This window comes from Prauserella oleivorans (assembly GCF_042685745.1).
GTDB lineage: Bacteria > Actinomycetota > Actinomycetes > Mycobacteriales > Pseudonocardiaceae > Prauserella_A > Prauserella_A oleivorans.
Map to the genome: position 1 here is coordinate 2162955 of NZ_JBHUNT010000001.1, position 16081 is coordinate 2179035.

14 protein-coding genes are annotated in these 16081 nt (G+C 69.6%); 7 read left to right on the forward strand and 7 right to left on the reverse strand.

The genetic code is table 11. The features are described 5' to 3' along the window. The first annotated feature begins 24 nt into the window (after positions 1-24). The gene (locus ACFSZT_RS10740; protein ID WP_377389857.1) at positions 25-1920 is read left to right on the forward strand and encodes an acyl-CoA dehydrogenase family protein; all 1896 of its coding nucleotides are present in this window, start codon (positions 25-27) and stop codon (positions 1918-1920) included. Positions 1921-2368: 448 nt separating this feature from the next. Continuing rightward, the gene (locus ACFSZT_RS10745) at positions 2369-2968 is read left to right on the forward strand and encodes a DUF222 domain-containing protein (protein WP_377478233.1); all 600 of its coding nucleotides are present in this window, start codon (positions 2369-2371) and stop codon (positions 2966-2968) included. Positions 2969-3003: 35 nt separating this feature from the next. Here the strand turns inward: ACFSZT_RS10745 and ACFSZT_RS10750 are convergent, their stop codons facing one another. Further along, positions 3004-4287, reverse strand: a complete 1284-nt coding sequence (locus tag ACFSZT_RS10750; RefSeq protein WP_377478200.1) for an IS256 family transposase — start codon at positions 4285-4287, stop codon at positions 3004-3006. Positions 4288-4332: 45 nt separating this feature from the next. Here ACFSZT_RS10750 and ACFSZT_RS10755 point away from each other — a divergent pair, with 45 nt between their 5' ends. Continuing rightward, entirely contained in the window at positions 4333-5046 is a 714-nt protein-coding gene (locus ACFSZT_RS10755) for an HNH endonuclease (protein ID WP_377478394.1), read from the forward strand. Between the two features lie 225 nt (positions 5047-5271). Here the strand turns inward: ACFSZT_RS10755 and trhA are convergent, their stop codons facing one another. Further along, entirely contained in the window at positions 5272-5946 is a 675-nt protein-coding gene (gene trhA / locus ACFSZT_RS10760) for a PAQR family membrane homeostasis protein TrhA (protein WP_377384203.1), read from the reverse strand. A gap of 94 nt (positions 5947-6040) precedes the next feature. On the opposite strand from trhA, the gene ACFSZT_RS10765 reads away from it, so the two are divergent. Both ACFSZT_RS10765 and ACFSZT_RS10770 read left to right on the forward strand, forming a co-directional pair. Continuing rightward, the gene (locus ACFSZT_RS10765; protein WP_377384205.1) at positions 6041-6820 is read left to right on the forward strand and encodes an isoprenyl transferase; all 780 of its coding nucleotides are present in this window, start codon (positions 6041-6043) and stop codon (positions 6818-6820) included. 506 nt (positions 6821-7326) lie between these two features. Then, complete coding sequence (locus tag ACFSZT_RS10770) at positions 7327-8709, forward strand: PhoH family protein (protein ID WP_377384208.1); 1383 nt, start codon at positions 7327-7329, stop codon at positions 8707-8709. A gap of 48 nt (positions 8710-8757) precedes the next feature. Here the strand turns inward: ACFSZT_RS10770 and guaB1 are convergent, their stop codons facing one another. The 5 genes from guaB1 to ACFSZT_RS10795 all read right to left on the reverse strand — a co-directional run bounded on the left by guaB1 (position 8758) and on the right by ACFSZT_RS10795 (position 14136). Next, positions 8758-10197: a GMP reductase gene (gene guaB1, locus ACFSZT_RS10775; protein WP_377384211.1), complete on the reverse strand. Its 1440-nt coding sequence runs from the start codon at positions 10195-10197 to the stop codon at positions 8758-8760. A gap of 52 nt (positions 10198-10249) precedes the next feature. Further along, complete coding sequence (locus ACFSZT_RS10780; RefSeq protein WP_377384215.1) at positions 10250-10873, reverse strand: MBL fold metallo-hydrolase; 624 nt, start codon at positions 10871-10873, stop codon at positions 10250-10252. Between the two features lie 14 nt (positions 10874-10887). Next, positions 10888-12399: an ATP-dependent DNA ligase gene (locus tag ACFSZT_RS10785; RefSeq protein WP_377384217.1), complete on the reverse strand. Its 1512-nt coding sequence runs from the start codon at positions 12397-12399 to the stop codon at positions 10888-10890. Continuing rightward, entirely contained in the window at positions 12360-13298 is a 939-nt protein-coding gene (locus ACFSZT_RS10790; protein ID WP_377384220.1) for a DMT family transporter, read from the reverse strand. The genes ACFSZT_RS10785 and ACFSZT_RS10790 overlap by 40 nt, the downstream gene beginning before the upstream one ends. 85 nt (positions 13299-13383) lie before the next feature. Then, positions 13384-14136, reverse strand: coding sequence for a TetR/AcrR family transcriptional regulator (locus ACFSZT_RS10795; RefSeq protein WP_377384223.1), 753 nt, complete (start codon positions 14134-14136; stop codon positions 13384-13386). 109 nt (positions 14137-14245) lie between these two features. On the opposite strand from ACFSZT_RS10795, the gene ACFSZT_RS10800 reads away from it, so the two are divergent. Beyond that, the gene (locus ACFSZT_RS10800) at positions 14246-15220 is read left to right on the forward strand and encodes an ATP-binding cassette domain-containing protein (RefSeq protein WP_377384226.1); all 975 of its coding nucleotides are present in this window, start codon (positions 14246-14248) and stop codon (positions 15218-15220) included. Next, on the forward strand, positions 15217-16035 hold the full coding sequence (locus ACFSZT_RS10805; protein ID WP_377384229.1) for an ABC transporter permease: 819 nt from the start codon (positions 15217-15219) through the stop codon (positions 16033-16035). Before ACFSZT_RS10800 ends, ACFSZT_RS10805 begins: the two co-directional genes overlap by 4 nt. The last annotated feature ends 46 nt before the right edge of the window (positions 16036-16081 follow it).

Genomic DNA, 16081 nt, shown 5'->3' on the forward strand with positions numbered 1-16081 from the left:
CGCGCCGTCGGGCAATCTGGCTACATGAAGTCCTTGACAGACGTGCTCGACGGCCGGTGGGCGGAGATCCGCCGGGAGATCCGGGCGCAGGTGGCCGACACGACGTTCCAGGCGCCGTACGGCTTCGGCGTCGAGGAGCATCGCGCCCAGGTGCTCGAGCAGCTGCACGAGCTCGCCAGGACGGGCAGGCCGCGCCTCGGCTTCCCGAAGGAGTACGGCGGCAACGGCGACATCGGCGGGTCGGTGGTCTCGTTCGAGATGCTCGGGTTCGGCGACCTCTCGCTGATGGTCAAGGCCGGCGTGCAGTGGGGGCTCTTCGGCGGCGCCGTCGAGCTGCTCGGCACGCGCGAGCACCACGAGCGGTACCTCCGCGCGATCATGGACCTGGAGCTGCCCGGCTGCTTCGCGATGACGGAGTTCGGGCACGGCTCCGACGTCCAGCACCTGCGCACCACGGCGACCTACGAGCCGGCGACGCAGGAGTTCGTCGTTCACACACCGGAGCCGTCCGCTCGCAAGGAGTACATCGGCAACGCTGCCCGCGACGGGCGAATGGCGGTGGTCTTCGCCCAGCTCGTCACGGGCGGACAGAGCCGCGGTGTGCACGCGTTCCTCGTGCCGATCCGCGACGAGAACGGCAGGCCGATGCCCGGCGTCCGCATCGAGGACTGCGGACCCAAGGCCGGGCTGAACGGCGTCGACAACGGCAGGCTCACGTTCGACCGCGTGCGCGTGCCGAGGACGGCCCTGCTGAATCGCTACGGCGACGTCGCCGAGGACGGCACCTACTCGAGCCCCATCGACAGCGACGGGCGGCGGTTCTTCACGATGCTCGGCACGCTGGTGCGTGGCCGGATCAGCGTCGCGGGCAGTGCGGGCAGCGCGACCAAGCGGGCGCTGACCATCGCCGTCCGGTACGGAGAGACGCGCAGGCAGTTCGAGCGCCCCGGCACCGACGAGGAGACCGTCATCCTCGACTACCTCGGCCACCAACGGAAGCTCCTGCCTGCGCTCGCCACCACCTACGCCCTGCACTTCGCCCAGGAGGAACTGGTGGCATCGCTGGACGAGCTGCAAAGCTCGCGCGACCCCGGTGAGCGGAGCAGGCGGGAGCTGGAGTCGCGGGCAGCGGGGCTGAAGGCCGTCGCGACCTGGCACGCCACGCGGACGATCCAGACCGCGCGCGAGGCCTGCGGCGGCGCGGGCTACCTGGCCGAGAACATCCTGCCCTCGCTCAAGGCCGACACCGACGTGTTCACCACGTTCGAGGGCGACAACACCGTTCTGCTGCAACTGGTCGCGAAGGGCCTGCTGACCAGCTACAAGGAGGAGGTCCAGGACCTCAGCCCGCTCGCGACGGCACGGTTCGTCGCCGAGCAGTTCGTCGGTGCCGTCATCGAACGCACCGCCGCGCGCAAGGTGATCGAGCGAATCGTCGACGCCGGTCCCGGTCGGGATGACGATGACGCGCTGTTCGACCGCGCCTGGCAGATCAGGGCGTTCGAGGACCGCGAGGAGCACGTCCTGGACAGCCTCGCGCGCCGGCTGCGCCGGGCCACGCCCGAGACGGCGTTCGAGGTCTTCAACGCCGCCCAGGACCACGTGCTGCGCGCCGGCCGCGTGCACGTCGACCGGATCGTGCTCGAGGCGTTCGTCGCCGCCATCGACCGGTGCGAGGACGCGGAGGCGAAGGCGCTGCTGGAGCGGGTGTGCGACCTGTACGCCCTCGCGAACATCGAGGAGGACCGCGCCTGGTTCCTCGAGCACGGGCGGCTCACCAGTGCCCGGTCGAAGGCGCTCGTGGCGGCGGTCAACACGCTGTGCTCCGAATTGCGGCCCCACGCGCGGGCCCTGGTGGACGCGTTCGCCATCCCGGAGCAGTTCCTCGCCGCTCCGATCATCTCGGGTCCGACCCCGTAGGGGTGCCGTGGTGCCGGCGGTGGGTGTGGCCGGGTGGCCGTGTGCGCCGCTCGCGTCGGCGTGTTTGCCGTTCCGGTAGCCGTGTGCGCGGTTCCGGTAGCGGTGTCTGCTGTCTCGGTGGGCGTGTCTGCGGTCTGGGTTGCCGTGTCTACCGTTGCGGTGGCCGTGTGTGCGGCTCGCGTCGCCGTGTTTGCGGTTTGTGTCGCTGTGCCTGCGGTTCCGGTTGGCATGTTCTTGGCTCGCGTCGCTGTTTCTGTAGTTGTGGTGTCGTGTTTGCCGTTTGCGTCGTTGTGTCCGCTGGTTGCGTTGCCGCGTATGCCATTCGCGTCGCGCGTTTGCGCTCGTGTCAGTGCGCTGGCTGGCTAGGCCGTTTCGGTCGAATTTCTAGGTATCGCGTTGACGGCGTGGCCTGGTTCCCTTCTTCTGGTTGCCGGAGTTGCCTGGGTGGTTGGGTTTCAAGCACGCCTTCGGCGCGCCGTGGGAAACTGCCACTCCACGCATCACCGTGCGTTGTCTGATTGCTGGCGGCAGTTCCCCACGGAACGGATCTCGTGGTCACATTCCGTTGTTTGCGGCTCACCCATATGATTCGGTATTTCGCGGTAGAATCGTTGGCATGGGGGAAAATTCTCTTGATGAGGTCGTTCGACCGGAGCGGGAGATTGCTCGGCTGCAGGCGTGGCAGGTGCGGGAGATCGCCGCGTATTCCGGGTCGCGGGATGATGCTGCGGATGTGGCGTCGGAAGTGGCGCTGGCGTTGGCGATTTCGGAGAATGCGGCGCGGATCAAAATAGGGTTGGCGCGGGATTTGGTGACGCGACTTCCGGAAACGTTGGGTGCGTTGTCGCGGGGTGACATTGATTTGTACAAGGCGTCGAAAGTGTCGGAGCCGACAGCGGTCCTCGCCGATGACATGGCGCGCGAGGTCGATGCGGCGGTGGCGGATCGGTTGGCCGGGCGGGATCCGTCGTCGATTCGGCGGATGGTGAATCGGGCGGTGCAGAAGGTGGAGCCCGAGGGTGCCGCGGCGCGGGCGGCACTGTCATGATTTCCGTGTAAGCCACGGATGATGTGTTTCTTATCTTAGTGGAGTGGTATGCGGTTGGGGAAGAGGGTGACGAGGGTGTTGAGTGCTTGTTTCCAGCCCCATGTGCCTGTTCCTGATGGTCCTCCTCGGTGGCTGGTGATGTTGCGTAGTCCGAGGTAGAGGAGTTTCGTTGCGGCGGCGTCGCTGTCGAAATGTCCGCGGTTCTTGGTGAGTTTGCGGAGTTGGAAGTTGATGTTCTCGATGAGGTTTGTGGTGTAGATGACCCGGCGTAGTTCGGGTGGGTAGTCGAGGAACGGGGTGAAATCGTTCCAGGCGTGTTGCCATACCTGGACGGCGGCGGGGTATTGGGTGCCGAATTCTTTGTCGAAGTTCTTCAGTGCGATCTCGGCGGCCTCGAGTGTGGGGGCGGTGTAGATGTCGCGCATTCCGGCGGCGACCTTTTTGCGGTCGCTGTAGGAGATGAAGCGCATGGCGTTGCGGATCACGTGTACCACGCAGGTTTGGATCACGGTGTCGGGAAACGCCGAGCGGATCGCGTCGGGCAGTCCGGTCAGTCCGTCGCAGCAGGCGATCACGATGTCTTTCACGCCGCGGTTGCGTAGGTCGGTGAGGACCTTGGCCCAGAACTTCGCGGCTTCGGTGTCGGCGATCCAGAGCCCGAGGGCGTGTTTGCGGCCCTCGACGTCTACGCCGAGGGCCAAGTAGCCGACCTTGGTGGTGACCACGCCCTTGTCCTTGATCCGCAGGCGCAGCCCGTCCACGTACAGGATGGGATACACCTCGTCCAGCGGGCGGGATTGCCAGAGTGCGATCTCGTCGACCACGACCTCGGTGACATTGGAAATCAATTCCCGCGACGCGTTCACGCCGTATACTTCGTGCAGGTGGGATTCAATATCGCGGGTGGTCATGCCACGTGAATACAGTGACAGGATCGCCTCGTCGATGTTGCCGAGACGTCGGGCGCGTTTCGGCACGATCGCGGGCTCGAACGAGCCATTCCGATCCCGCGGCACTGCGACCTCGATCGGGCCGTTCGTCGTGGACACCGTTTTCGTCGACTTGCCATTGCGTGAATTACCACTCCCGGCGCCGGCCGGGTCGCCTTTCTCGTAGCCGAGGTGATGTGTCATCTCGGTTTCCAGCGAGCGCTCCAGCACGGCCTTGGTCATGCGATTCAGCAATTCCTGGGCACCCAACGCGCCGCCATTGGCGTAGGCGTCTTTCACCAAAGCATCAAGGGCCTCCGATGACAACGCGCCGGCGAGCGCCTTACCGGCCGCGGAATCCCCAGCCTGAGTAGGTGTGTTCTCGGTCACAGATGGATCCTTTCTGGATCGCGTCGGACAAGCTGATCTTGGTCCATCCGCGGCTTACACAGTTGTCATGACACGGCCGAGGCACGGCGGCGGGAACGGCGGGTCGAGCTGCGACACGCCGACGAGGCGATGGCCACGTTGACCGCCGAGCTGCCCGCCGAGGTCGCCTCGGCGGCCTATGCCTGGATCGACCGGTGTGCCCGGTCCCTGCGGAAGGCGGGTGATGAGCGAACCATGGACCAGCTGCGGGCCGACGTGTTCGCCGAGCTGTTGTTCGACAACCCGTGCGGTGGCTCACCGAAGGCGGAAATCTTCATCCACATCGACGTCGCCACCCTGACCGGCCTGTCGACCAACCCCGCCGAGCTTGCCGGCCATGGACCCCTCCCGGCACCGATCGCGCGGGCGATCGCGTTCGACCCGAACTCGACCTGGCGGCGGATCATCACCGACCCCCACACCGGGGCGCCTGTCGATGTCGGCCGCACCCGTTACCGGCCGCCGGCCGTCACCGCCGACCACGTGAAGGTCCGCGACCGGGAATGCCGGTTCCCGACCTGCCACCGCCCGGTGCACTTTGTCGATCTGGACCACGTCATCCCGTACCAGCGCAACGGGGAGACCAACACTGGCAACCTCATCGGGCTGTGCCGACGCCACCACCGCACCAAACACACCCCCGGCTGGCACTTCCACCTCACCGACACCGGCCAACTCCACATCACCACCCCGGCCGGGCACACCTACCGATCGCCATAGCGCTGGACACGGCGACCATGCACCAACGACTTAGGGACCGGTCGCGAGGCATGCCTGTGCCGCCGCCAGTCGCGCCGCGTGCCGATGCCACCGCCAACCGCACACGGCGACCTGCCGACGCTCCCGATGCCTGCCGGCCGCCCTGCCGACGGCCGCGACCCCAACCAGCCGCCACGACCGCCACCAAAGCCGCACCCGCGACCGGTCGAGGCGCTCGGCGACCGCTCAGTACATGACCAGCCAGATCGCGATGTAGTGCGAGATCGCCGCCAGCACCGTGCAGGCGTGGAAGAACTCGTGGTAGCCGAACGTCCGGGGCCAGTAGTCCGGCCAGCGGGTGGCGTAGAAGATCGAGCCGACCGTGTAGAAGACGCCGCCGACCAGCAGCAGCACCATCGCCGCGATGCCGCCGTTGGTGGCCAGTTCGGGCAGCACGAAGATTGCCACCCAGCCGAGCGCGATGTAGATCGGCACGCCGAGCCAGCGCGGGGCGCGCGGCCACAGCATCTTCAACGCGACGCCCGCCAGCGCGCCGCCCCACACCACCGCGAGCACGATGTAGCCGGTCGGCTGGGACATCGCGAGCAGCGTGAACGGCGTATACGTGCCGGCGATGAACAGGAAGATCATCGAGTGGTCGGCCCGCTTCATCCACGCGTACGCGCGCGGGCTCCAGATGTGCCGGTGGTACAACGCACTGACTCCGAACAAGCCGAGCACGGTGACGCCGTACACCGACGTGGCCAGCGCGGCGAGCCCGGACACCGTCGACGCGGCCAATGCGATCAGCGTGGCGGCGGCGGCGAGCGCGCCGAAGAAGCTCCAGAAGTGGATGTGTCCCCGCAGGCGCGGGCGGTCCGCCGCAGTTTTCTCCGGAGGGTTCTCGGTCGCAAGACTCACGACTCCAGGTTACGGCGCCGTAGGTTGATGTGCACCCGCGTGGCGCCGAGCGCAGCGAACGTCACTCCATCACCGAGGCGTACGCTGCCGTGACGTGAGTCTTCGCTCGTTCCTCTCCAAGGTCGTCTACACCGTCTACTCCTGGCGGCTCCGGCAACAGGCAGCCGGACGGCACCCGCGCCACATCGGTGTCATCCTCGACGGCAACCGCCGCTGGGCGCGGGAGGCCGGTTTCACCGACGTCAACGGCGGGCACCGGGTCGGCGCGAAGAAGATCGCCGACTTCCTGGGCTGGTGCCGCGAGGCGAACGTCGAGGTCGTCACGCTCTGGCTGCTCTCCACGGACAACGTGCGCAGCCGCTCCAGCGAAGAGGTCGCCGCGCTGCTGGAGATCATCCCGGACGTCGTGGACGAACTGGCCAAACCGGGCAACCCGTGGCGGCTTTCGATCGTCGGCGCCCTCGACATGCTGCCCGCCGACGTCGCCACGCGCCTGACCGCCGCGGCACAGCGCACCGACGGGCGCAGCGGCATGGTGGTCAACGTCGCCGTCGGCTACGGCGGCAGGCAGGAGATCGCCGACGCCGTGCGCAAGCTGCTCAAGCAGCACGCCGACGAGGGGACGACAATCCACGAGCTCGCGAAGATTTTGGATGTCGACCATATCTCCGAGCATTTGTATACTTCGGGTCAGCCTGATCCGGACCTCATCATTCGGACGTCCGGAGAACAACGTTTGTCCGGGTTTCTGCTCTGGCAATCGGCCCACTCGGAATTCTGGTTCACCGAGGCCTATTGGCCCGCGTTCCGGCGTGTGGACTTCCTCCGCGCCCTGCGCGACTACGCCGTCCGCAACCGCCGGTACGGCGCCTGAGCGGTCCATAACTGCTCTGAGCTGGGAAGACGCAAACTGCGACATGCACTACCCGGTGTAGGTCTTGTCACGGGTTTACGCGAACTGGTATAGCCCGCGCCCATTTGTAACTGTGACGAAACCATTGCCCTTTCCCGGTGAACCGAAATTCGACGGAGTGGTCCGCGAGTCACCCTCAGTATCTGTCACCTGGCCTCTGGTGACCCGTCACCTGCGTGGACGTGACGAATCGGTGAATCACCTGCCTGGCTGCCTGCGTCCGGGGGCCCGCGCCGGTAGCTTCCGTGGTGACGGTTCGCGAAACCGATGTGGATCGTCGCGGGAGGCCCTGGTCGTGGCAGTAGGGAAACGAACGGCGACGCCGTTCATGCGCACGAGGGGGCCGGCACCGGGCCCTCGTGGCCGCACACTCTGACGCCGCGGCGTCGGAAAGAGCGACCAGCCAGGGCAGTGCCCGGCCCAGCGAGTGCGGGCGTGGTGCCAACGCCCCCGAGGGAGATGCCGTCGTGACTGCGCAGCGTTTGCCCCGAAAGGCCTCCGGCCGCTCTTCGACCAGTGCTTCCGGCACTGAGGGTCCATCCGGTTCACAGCGAAGCACCTATGTTCTGGACACCTCGGTGCTGCTGTCCGACCCCTGGGCGGTGACCAGGTTCGCCGAACACTCGGTGGTCCTGCCGCTCGTCGTGATCAGCGAGCTGGAAGCCAAGCGGCACCACCCGGAACTCGGATGGTTCGCACGGGAGGCCCTCCGGCTGCTCGACGACCTGCGACGCACGCACGGTCGCCTCGACGCACCGGTGCCGATCGGCGACGAGGGCGGCACGGTGCACGTCGAACTCAACCACTCCGACCCCACCGTGCTGCCACCCGGGTTCCGCACCGACTCCAACGACCACCGCATCCTGGCCTGCGCGCTGAACCTGGCCACCGAGCTCACTGACGTGACGCTCGTCACCAAGGACATCCCGCTGCGTGTCAAGGCAGGTGCGGTCGGACTGGACGCCGACGAGTACCGGGCGCAGGAGGTCACGCCGTCCGGCTGGACCGGTATGGCCGACCTCGACGTGCCGCAGGAGGCCATCGACGGTCTGTTCGCGGAGGGCACCGTCGACCTCGCCGACTACGGCATCCACGACGCCGGCGAACTGCCCTGCCACACGGGGCTGCGCCTGCTGGCCGGGACGTCGAGTGCGCTGGCGAGGGTGACCCCCGACAAGACGGCGCGCCTGGTGCGCGGCGACCGGGAGGCGTTCGGTCTGCACGGACGGTCGGCCGAACAGCGGATCGCGCTGGACCTGCTGCTCGACCAGAACGTCGGCATCGTCTCGCTCGGCGGGCGTGCCGGTACGGGCAAGTCGGCGCTGGCGTTGTGCGCGGGCCTGGAAGCCGTGCTGGAACGCGGGATGCACCGCAAGGTCGTCGTCTTCCGGCCGGTCTACGCGGTCGGCGGGCAGGAGCTCGGCTACCTGCCCGGCTCGGAGAGCGAGAAGATGCAGCCGTGGGCTCAGGCGGTGTTCGACACGCTGGGCGCGCTGGCGAGCCAGGCGGTCATCGACGAGGTCATCGACCGCGGGATGCTCGAGGTCCTGCCGCTCACGCACATCCGGGGCCGGTCCCTGCACGACTCGTTCGTGATCGTCGACGAGGCACAGTCGCTGGAACGCAATGTGCTGCTCACGGTGCTGTCCCGGCTCGGCTCGGCGTCGCGGGTGGTGCTCACGCACGACGTCGCCCAGCGCGACAACCTGCGTGTGGGCAGGCACGACGGGGTTTCCGCGGTGATCGAGAAGCTCAAGGGACACCCGCTGTTCGCCCACGTGACGCTGACCCGTTCGGAGCGCTCGCCGATCGCGGCGCTCGTCACCGAGATGCTGGAGCACCACGGGTAGGCCACGCCGGGGTCGTGGGCGCGCCCGCGTCCACGACCCCGTCCGGGCTCACCAGCCCGCGGGAAGTGGCCGGCCCTCGGCGAACCCGGCGGCGGACTGCACACCCAGCACGGCGCGCTCGTGGAACTCCTCGAGCGTGGTGGCGCCCGCGTATGTGCAGGCCGAACGGACACCTGCCGTGATCGAGTCCAGCAGGTCCTCCACGCCGGGGCGCGCCGGGTCGAGCGCCATCCGCGAGGAGGAGATGCCTTCCTCGAACAGGCTCTTGCGGGCGCGCTCGTAGCCATTGTCGGTGCGGGTCCGGGCGCTCACGGCGCGCTTGGAGGCCATGCCGAACGACTCCTTGTACGGCCTGCCCTGCTCGTCGTAGCGCAGGTCGCCGGGCGACTCGTAGGTGCCCGCGAACCAGGAGCCGATCATCACCGACGACGCACCGGCCGCGAGGGCGAGCGCGACGTCGCGCGGGTGCCGCACGCCGCCGTCGGCCCACACGTGCTTGCCGAGGGAGCGGGCCGCCGCGGCGCAGTCGAGCACGGCGGAGAACTGCGGGCGGCCGACCCCGGTCATCATGCGGGTGGTGCACATGGCACCCGGGCCCACGCCGACCTTGACGACATCGGCGCCCGCCTCGATGAGGTCGCGCGTGCCCTCGGCCGTGACGACGTTGCCCGCCACCACCGGCACCGACGGCGACACCGAACGGACCGCCTTCAGCGCGGCCAGCATCTTCTCCTGGTGGCCGTGTGCGGTGTCGACCACGAGCACGTCCACACCGGCGTTGAGCACGGCCTCCGCCTTGGCGGCGACGTCCCCGTTCACGCCGACCGCGGCGGCGATGCGGAGCCTGCCGTGGGCGTCGGTGGCCGGCGTGTAGATGCCGGCCCTCAGTGCGGAGACCTGCGTGAGGACGCCGGCGAGCCTGCCCTCGGCGTCCACCCCGACGGCGAGCCGCGAGCCGTGCTCGTGCAGCCGGTCGAAGACCGCCCGTGGCGGGGTGTCGAGCGGGCAGGTCAGCACATCGGTGTCGGCGACCTCGCCGAGGCGGGCGAACCGGTCGACCCCGGTGCACGCCTGCTCGTCCACCACCCCGACCGGCCGGCCTTCGCCGTCCACGATCACGACGGCGCCGTGGGCGCGCTTGCCGACGAGGTTGAGCGCGTCGGCGACCGCGTCACCGGCGGTGAGCACCAGCGGGGTGTCCCACACGCGGTGGCGGTCTTTCACCCAGGCCGTGATGTCGGCGACGGCAGCCGGGTCGACGTCCTGCGGCAACACGACCAGACCGCCGCGCCGCGCGACGGTCTCGGCCATGCGCCGTCCCGCGACCGCCGTCATGTTGGCGACGACGACCGGGATGGTCGTGCCCGTGCCGTCGACGGTCGAGAGGTCGACGTCGAAGCGGGACTCCACCGCCGAGCGGTTCGGCAGCAGGAACACGTCGTCGTAGGTCAGGTCGTGAGCGGGCCGGTGGCCATCCAGAAACTGCACGAGCGCCCAGCTTACGTGGTCGATGGGCCTTCGGCGTCGCCCGGCTCGCCGGTCAGGGCTTCTCCCAGCCCGACGATCCGGCCTTCTCGGCGCCGATAGCGGTCGACTCACCGTGCCCGGTGTGCACCGTCGTGTCGTCCGGCAGCGCGAACAGCCGCTCGGTGATGGACTTCACGATCGTCGGGTAGTCGGAGTAGGAGCGCCCCGTGGCGCCGGGACCGCCGTGGAACAGCGTGTCGCCGCTGAACACGACACCGAGCTCCCGCGAGTACAGGCACACAGCGCCCGGCGCGTGGCCGGGGGTGTGCAGCACCTGGAGCTCGGTGCCCGCGATGGTCAGCGTCTGGCCGTCGGTGAGCTCGCCGTCGGGCGCGCGGTCCGGGTGGGTCTGGTCCCATAGCACGCGGTCCTCCGGGTGCAGCAGGATCGGCGCGCCGGTGCGGCCCGCCAGGTCGGGTGCGGCGTTGACATGGTCGTTGTGGGCGTGGGTGCACACGATGGCGCGGACGGCGCGCTCGCCGACAGCCTCGGCGATCCGGCCGGCGTCGTGGGCGGCGTCGATGACGATCACCTCACGGTCGTCGCCGACCACCCAGACGTTGTTGTCGACGTTCCAGCTGCCTCCGTCCAGCTCGAACACCCCGGACGTCACCACGTTCTGCACAGTCGCTGCCATGGTTGGCACACTAATCAACCCCGCAGCATCGCGCGCACCGCGTCGATGGTGTCGGCGTCGGCGGCCTGTTTGTCGGGCCGGTACCGCAGCACACGGGCGAAGCGGAGGGCGACGCCGCCGGGGTAGCGGGTGCTGGTCTGCACCCCGTCCAGTTCGATCTCCACCACCAGCTCGGGACGCAGGTAGACGGTCCAGTCGTCGCGCCGCCGCTCGAGCTCGGGAAACCGCTCGGTCTGCCAGGCGAGCAGCTCGTCGGTGAGGCCCTTGAACGTCTTGCCCACCATGATCGGCGGACCCCCGTCCGGGTCCCGGGCGCCGAGGTGCAGGTTGGACAGGTACCCGGTGCGCCTGCCGTGTCCCCACTCCGCGGCCAGTACCACGAGGTCGAGCGTGTGCGAGGGCTTCACCTTCAGCCATGCCCGGCCGCGCCTGCCCGCCGCGTACGGGGCGTCGAGGTCCTTGACCATCACCCCCTCGTGGCCGGCGTCGAGCGAGGCGTCCAGGAGCGCGGCGGGGTCGGCAGGCTGCGTCTCGCCGGGGGTCACGTGCTCGCCGGCGACGTCGCGCAGGGCGGTGTTGCGGTCGCGCAACGGGGCGTCGAGCAGGTCCGTGCCGTCGAGGTGCAGGCAGTCGAAGAAGTACGGCCGCAGCAGCAACTCCCGGACCTGTTCCTCGCGGGTGCTGCCGAAGCGCGACATCGTCTCCTGGAACGGCCTGGGCCTGCCGTCGTCGGTGAGCGCGAGCGTCTCGCCGTCGAGGACCACCGAGCGGCACGGCAGCTCGCGCACGAGGTCGGCCAGTTCGCCGACGTGCTTGGTGACCTCCCGCAGCGTGCGGGTGTAGACGCGGACGTCGTCGCCGTCACGGTGCACCTGGATCCGCGCACCGTCCATCTTGTACTCGACGACCACGTCGCCCAGTTCGGCGAGCGCGTCGTCGAGCGACTCGGCGGGGGAGGCGAGCATCGGTCGGATCGGCCTGCCGAGTTCGAGCCGGAACGCGCGTAGCGCGGGGGCGCCGCCGGCCACGGCGGCACCGGCCGTGGCGGGCAGGCTGCCGGAGAGCATGAACGCCCGCCGCACCAGCTCGACCGGCACCCCGGTGGCCGCCGCGACGCCGTCGACCATGACACCCTCGAGCGCGCCCTGCCGCAGTTCGCCGGTGAGCAGCCGGAACAGGAATTCCTGCTCCGCCGGGGTCGCGCGGGCGAACAGCGTGCCGAGCACCTCGGCCCGCCGTCGCGCCGAACCGCTGCCGCTCGTGGCCGCCACCTCGCCGAGTGCGGTGTCGACGTCGGTGACCGTCAGCTCCGGCCGGGCCGCCGGCTCGCCCCGCAGCTCGGCCAGCGTGCGCCAGCCGATGCCGATGCGGCCCTGCGTGGGACGTCCGGTGAGGAACGCGACCGCGGCCGCCAGCTCGCCGGGAGGCGCGGCGTTCAGCAGCTCCGCGAGGATCGCGGTCTTGGCCTTGCGCGAGCGGGTGGCCGTCAGCTCCGCGGACGCGCGGACGACGTCGTCGAGGTGCATGCCGCCATCATCTCCCCGGATGCCGACATTCCGCGTGGCTTGCGCAGTGCGAGCAGCACGCCCAGCAGGCACACGCCCAGACCGGCGAGCCCACCCGGGGTCACCGGGTCGCCGAACATCACCAGGGCGAGCAGCATCGTCGCCGGCGGTGTCAGATACAGCAGGGTCGAGACGCGGGTTACCGAGCGGCGGGCGTTGAGCCAGTAGAAGCCGTACCCGCCGAACGTCGAGAACACCACCACCCACGCGACGGCGACCCAGAAGGTGCCGTCGGCGGGCACGACGAGGTCACCGGTCAGCACGGCGATGCCCGTGAACGCCACGGCCGACACCGCGCACTGGACGAACAGCGAGTCGGCGAGTCCGAGCTCGGAGGGCACCCTGCGTTCGGTGAACGTCGCCGCGACCAGCCCGGCCATGGCCAGGAACGGCAGTGCGTAGGCGGCCGGGGGCGCCGCGCCGGGTGAGGCGAGGTCGCCGCCCACCACGAGGGCCACCCCGCCGAGGCCCAGCATGAGCCCTGCCCACTGGGTGCTCGACGTGCGCTCGCCCAGCAGCGGTCCCGCGAGCGCGGCGGCGGCCAGTGGTTGCAGTGCCGCGACGAGGGCGGCGATGCCCGCCGGTACGCCGAGTTCGGCCGACCACACGACGCCGGACAGGTAGACGCCCTGCGAGAGCAGTCCGATCACCGCGTGCACCGCGATCTCCCGGGCGGGCAGCCGGCGCCTGCGCGTGAGCGCCCACCAGCCGCCGAGCAACGCCGTCACGACAAGGAACCGCCACGCGAGCAGGGTCGCGGCCGGCGCGGAGGCCGTCCCGAGCACCGCGCCGACGAATCCGGAACTCCACATGAGAACGAAGCCGATCGCCAGCACGGCGCCGGATCGCAGCAACGACACGGACACACTCCTCAGGTATACCGACCGGTATGGTTACCGAGAGACTATACCGATCGGTATACCAGAGGAGGGTCGGCCGAGGCGGTCAGGCCCGGTCGATCCGGGCCTGGACGCCGTCCAGAATCACCTCGAGGCCGAACGCGAACACATGCTCGGGGCTGGACGCGGCGTTGAACGCGGTTCCGACGGCCGTGCCCACGCGGCCCGACACGACGAGATCGGGGTCGACCATTACCTGCTCGAGCACCGGCGCGACGATGGCCCACCACTCGGCGTCGGACATGCCGGACTCGTCCTGCTGCTGTGCGAGATGTGCGCGTGCGGAGTCGGCCACGTGCCCGAGCACCAGGCTCAGGACGGTGTCCATCTCGATGTCGGACAGGCCGATCCCGTCGAGTGGCCGGATCTCCGCCTCGTACTTGCGGCTCGCGTTCGGCCCCAGATTCGGCCGCGCCGAGCGCACCTCGAGCAACCACGGATGCCGCAGGTAGAGCTCCCAGTTCCGGCGCGCGACGAACCGCATGGCCTCGCGCCAGTCGCCGGCCCGCGTCGCCGCCTCGACGTCGCCCTCGTACGGCTCCGCGAGCACCGCGTCCACCATCAGGGCGGTGAGGTCGTCCTTGCCGGGAACGTAGCCGTAGAGCGACATGGCGCCCGCGCCGAGGTGGTCGGCGACCTTGCGCATCGACACCGCGGCGAGGCCGTGCGCGTCGGCGAGCTCGATGCCCGCCTGGACGATCGCCGACACCGTCAACCCGGAACGGCCTGGTCGCGGGTGGTGTCCCCACAGCAGGTAGATCGAGCGGGCCAGGTCGGCCACGGGGCTGCGTCGGGGCACGAGGCTCGTCCTTCCGGTGCGAAACAGGCTGGCCTTGCTTCTCACCGGCACGCTACCGTACAGTGCGCCGTACACCGTACGGTCAATCGTACGGAACCAGGGAGGTGGCATGCCGGAGCAGGAGACCGCCGTCGAGGCCACGGGGGTCCACAAGGTCTATCCGGGCGCCCGCGGTGAGCCGCGGCCCGCGCTCGACGGGTTCGACCTCGCCGTCCGGCGGGGAACGGTGCACGGCTTGCTCGGCCCGAACGGTGCCGGTAAGACGACCGCGGTCAAGATCATGGCGACGTTGCTGGATTTCGACCGCGGGACCGTGCGCGTCGCCGGGTACGACGTGCGGCGGGACGGCGGCCGGGTGCGCAGGCACATCGGCCTGGTCGGCCAGTACGCGGCCGTCGACGAGGAACTGTCCGGCCGGCAGAACCTCGTCCTGTTCGGCAGGCTGAGCAGGCTCTCGCGCCACGCCGCCGAACGCCGTGCCGACGAGCTGCTCGAACGGTTCGGTCTCGCCGGCGCCACCGGCAAGCGCGCCGCGGCCTACTCGGGAGGCATGCGCAGGCGGCTCGATCTCGCCGCCGCGCTGCTCGTCGCGCCGGACGTACTGTTCGTCGACGAGCCCACCACCGGACTTGACCCGGCAGGGCGCAGGGAGGTGTGGGACGCCCTCCGCGCACTGGTGTCCCGGGGCACCACCGTGCTGCTGACCACCCAGTACCTGGAGGAGGCCGACCGGCTGGCCGACCGGATCTCCCTGCTCGACGCGGGACGGATCGTCGCCGGAGGTACGCCCGCCGAGCTCAAGGCCCGCATCGGCGACGACTGGCTGGAACTCGTGCCCGCCGTGCAGGCCGACGCCCAACGCCTCGTGCGACTCGCGAGGCCGTGGGCGAGCGGCGAGGTACACCTTGCGCACGGGCGAATCCGCGTGCCGGTTCTCGACCGCGCCGAGGCTCTGGTCGGCGTGGCGTCGGCCGTGCGCGACGCCGGCATCGGCCTGGCCGACATCGCGATCCGCACACCCACGCTCGACGAGGTGTTCCTCGAGCTCACCGAGTCCGCCGACGCACGGAAGGTGCCCGCATGACGACCGCAGTCGCTCCCCGTTCCGTGGCCGGGGTCCGCCAAGGGCTGCTGGACACCTGGACGATCACCCTGCGCGAGTTGCAGCACTGGCGGAACCGGCCCGGCGTGATCGCCTTCGGCTGGCTGTTCCCGGTGCTGTTGGCGGGCATGTTCATCGGCTTGCTCGGCGGCGCACTGGGCGCGACCACCGGCGGGTCCTATGTGGACTTCGTGATGCCCGGAGTGTTCGCGATGGCGATGTTCTTCGGGCTGGAGTCGACGATGACGGCGGTGTCCCTCGACGCCTCGAAAGGGGTGACCGAGCGGTTCCGGTCGCTGCCGGTGTCGGGCGTGGCCGTGCTGGCGGGCCGCTGCCTGGCGGACATGCTCCACTCGCTGGTGGGCCTGGCCGTGGTGGTCGTCGCGGGGCTGTTGTTCGGCTGGCGTCCGGACGCGGCACCGCTCGCGATCGGGGCGGCACTGGCGCTGCTGCTCGCACTGCGCTTCGCGATGTTGTGGATCGGGATGTTCATCGGGCTGCGGGTGAAGAACCAGGAGGCGATCGTCGCGGTCCAGGTGGCGATGTGGCCGCTGCTGTTCCTGTCGGGCGTGTTCGTCGACACGGCCACGATGCCGCGCTGGCTCGGCATGATCGCCGACGCCAACCCGCTGACGGCCACGGTCACGGCAATCCGGGACCTGGTGGGAGCTCCCGGCGCGGGCGGAACGTCCTGGGTGGCCGAGTCCGCGCCCTGGCCCGCCGTGCTCTGGCCCGCTGTGCTGGTGGCGGTCTTCCTGCCCCTGGCCGCACGGACCTGGCGACGGCTCCGACGGTGAGCGCGGGCACGTCCCTCCGTGGACCTACTAGACCGCTCGGTATACC

Coding starts and splice junctions, on each gene's coding strand:
- ACFSZT_RS10740 (WP_377389857.1), top strand. CDS start 25: ATGAAGTCCTTGACAGACGTGCTCGACGGCCGGTGGGCGGAGATCCGC.
- ACFSZT_RS10780 (WP_377384215.1), bottom strand. CDS start 10,873: ATGGCAGCGACTGTGCAGAACGTGGTGACGTCCGGGGTGTTCGAGCTG.
- ACFSZT_RS10785 (WP_377384217.1), bottom strand. CDS start 12,399: ATGCACCTCGACGACGTCGTCCGCGCGTCCGCGGAGCTGACGGCCACC.
- ACFSZT_RS10800 (WP_377384226.1), top strand. CDS start 14,246: ATGCCGGAGCAGGAGACCGCCGTCGAGGCCACGGGGGTCCACAAGGTC.
- ACFSZT_RS10805 (WP_377384229.1), top strand. CDS start 15,217: ATGACGACCGCAGTCGCTCCCCGTTCCGTGGCCGGGGTCCGCCAAGGG.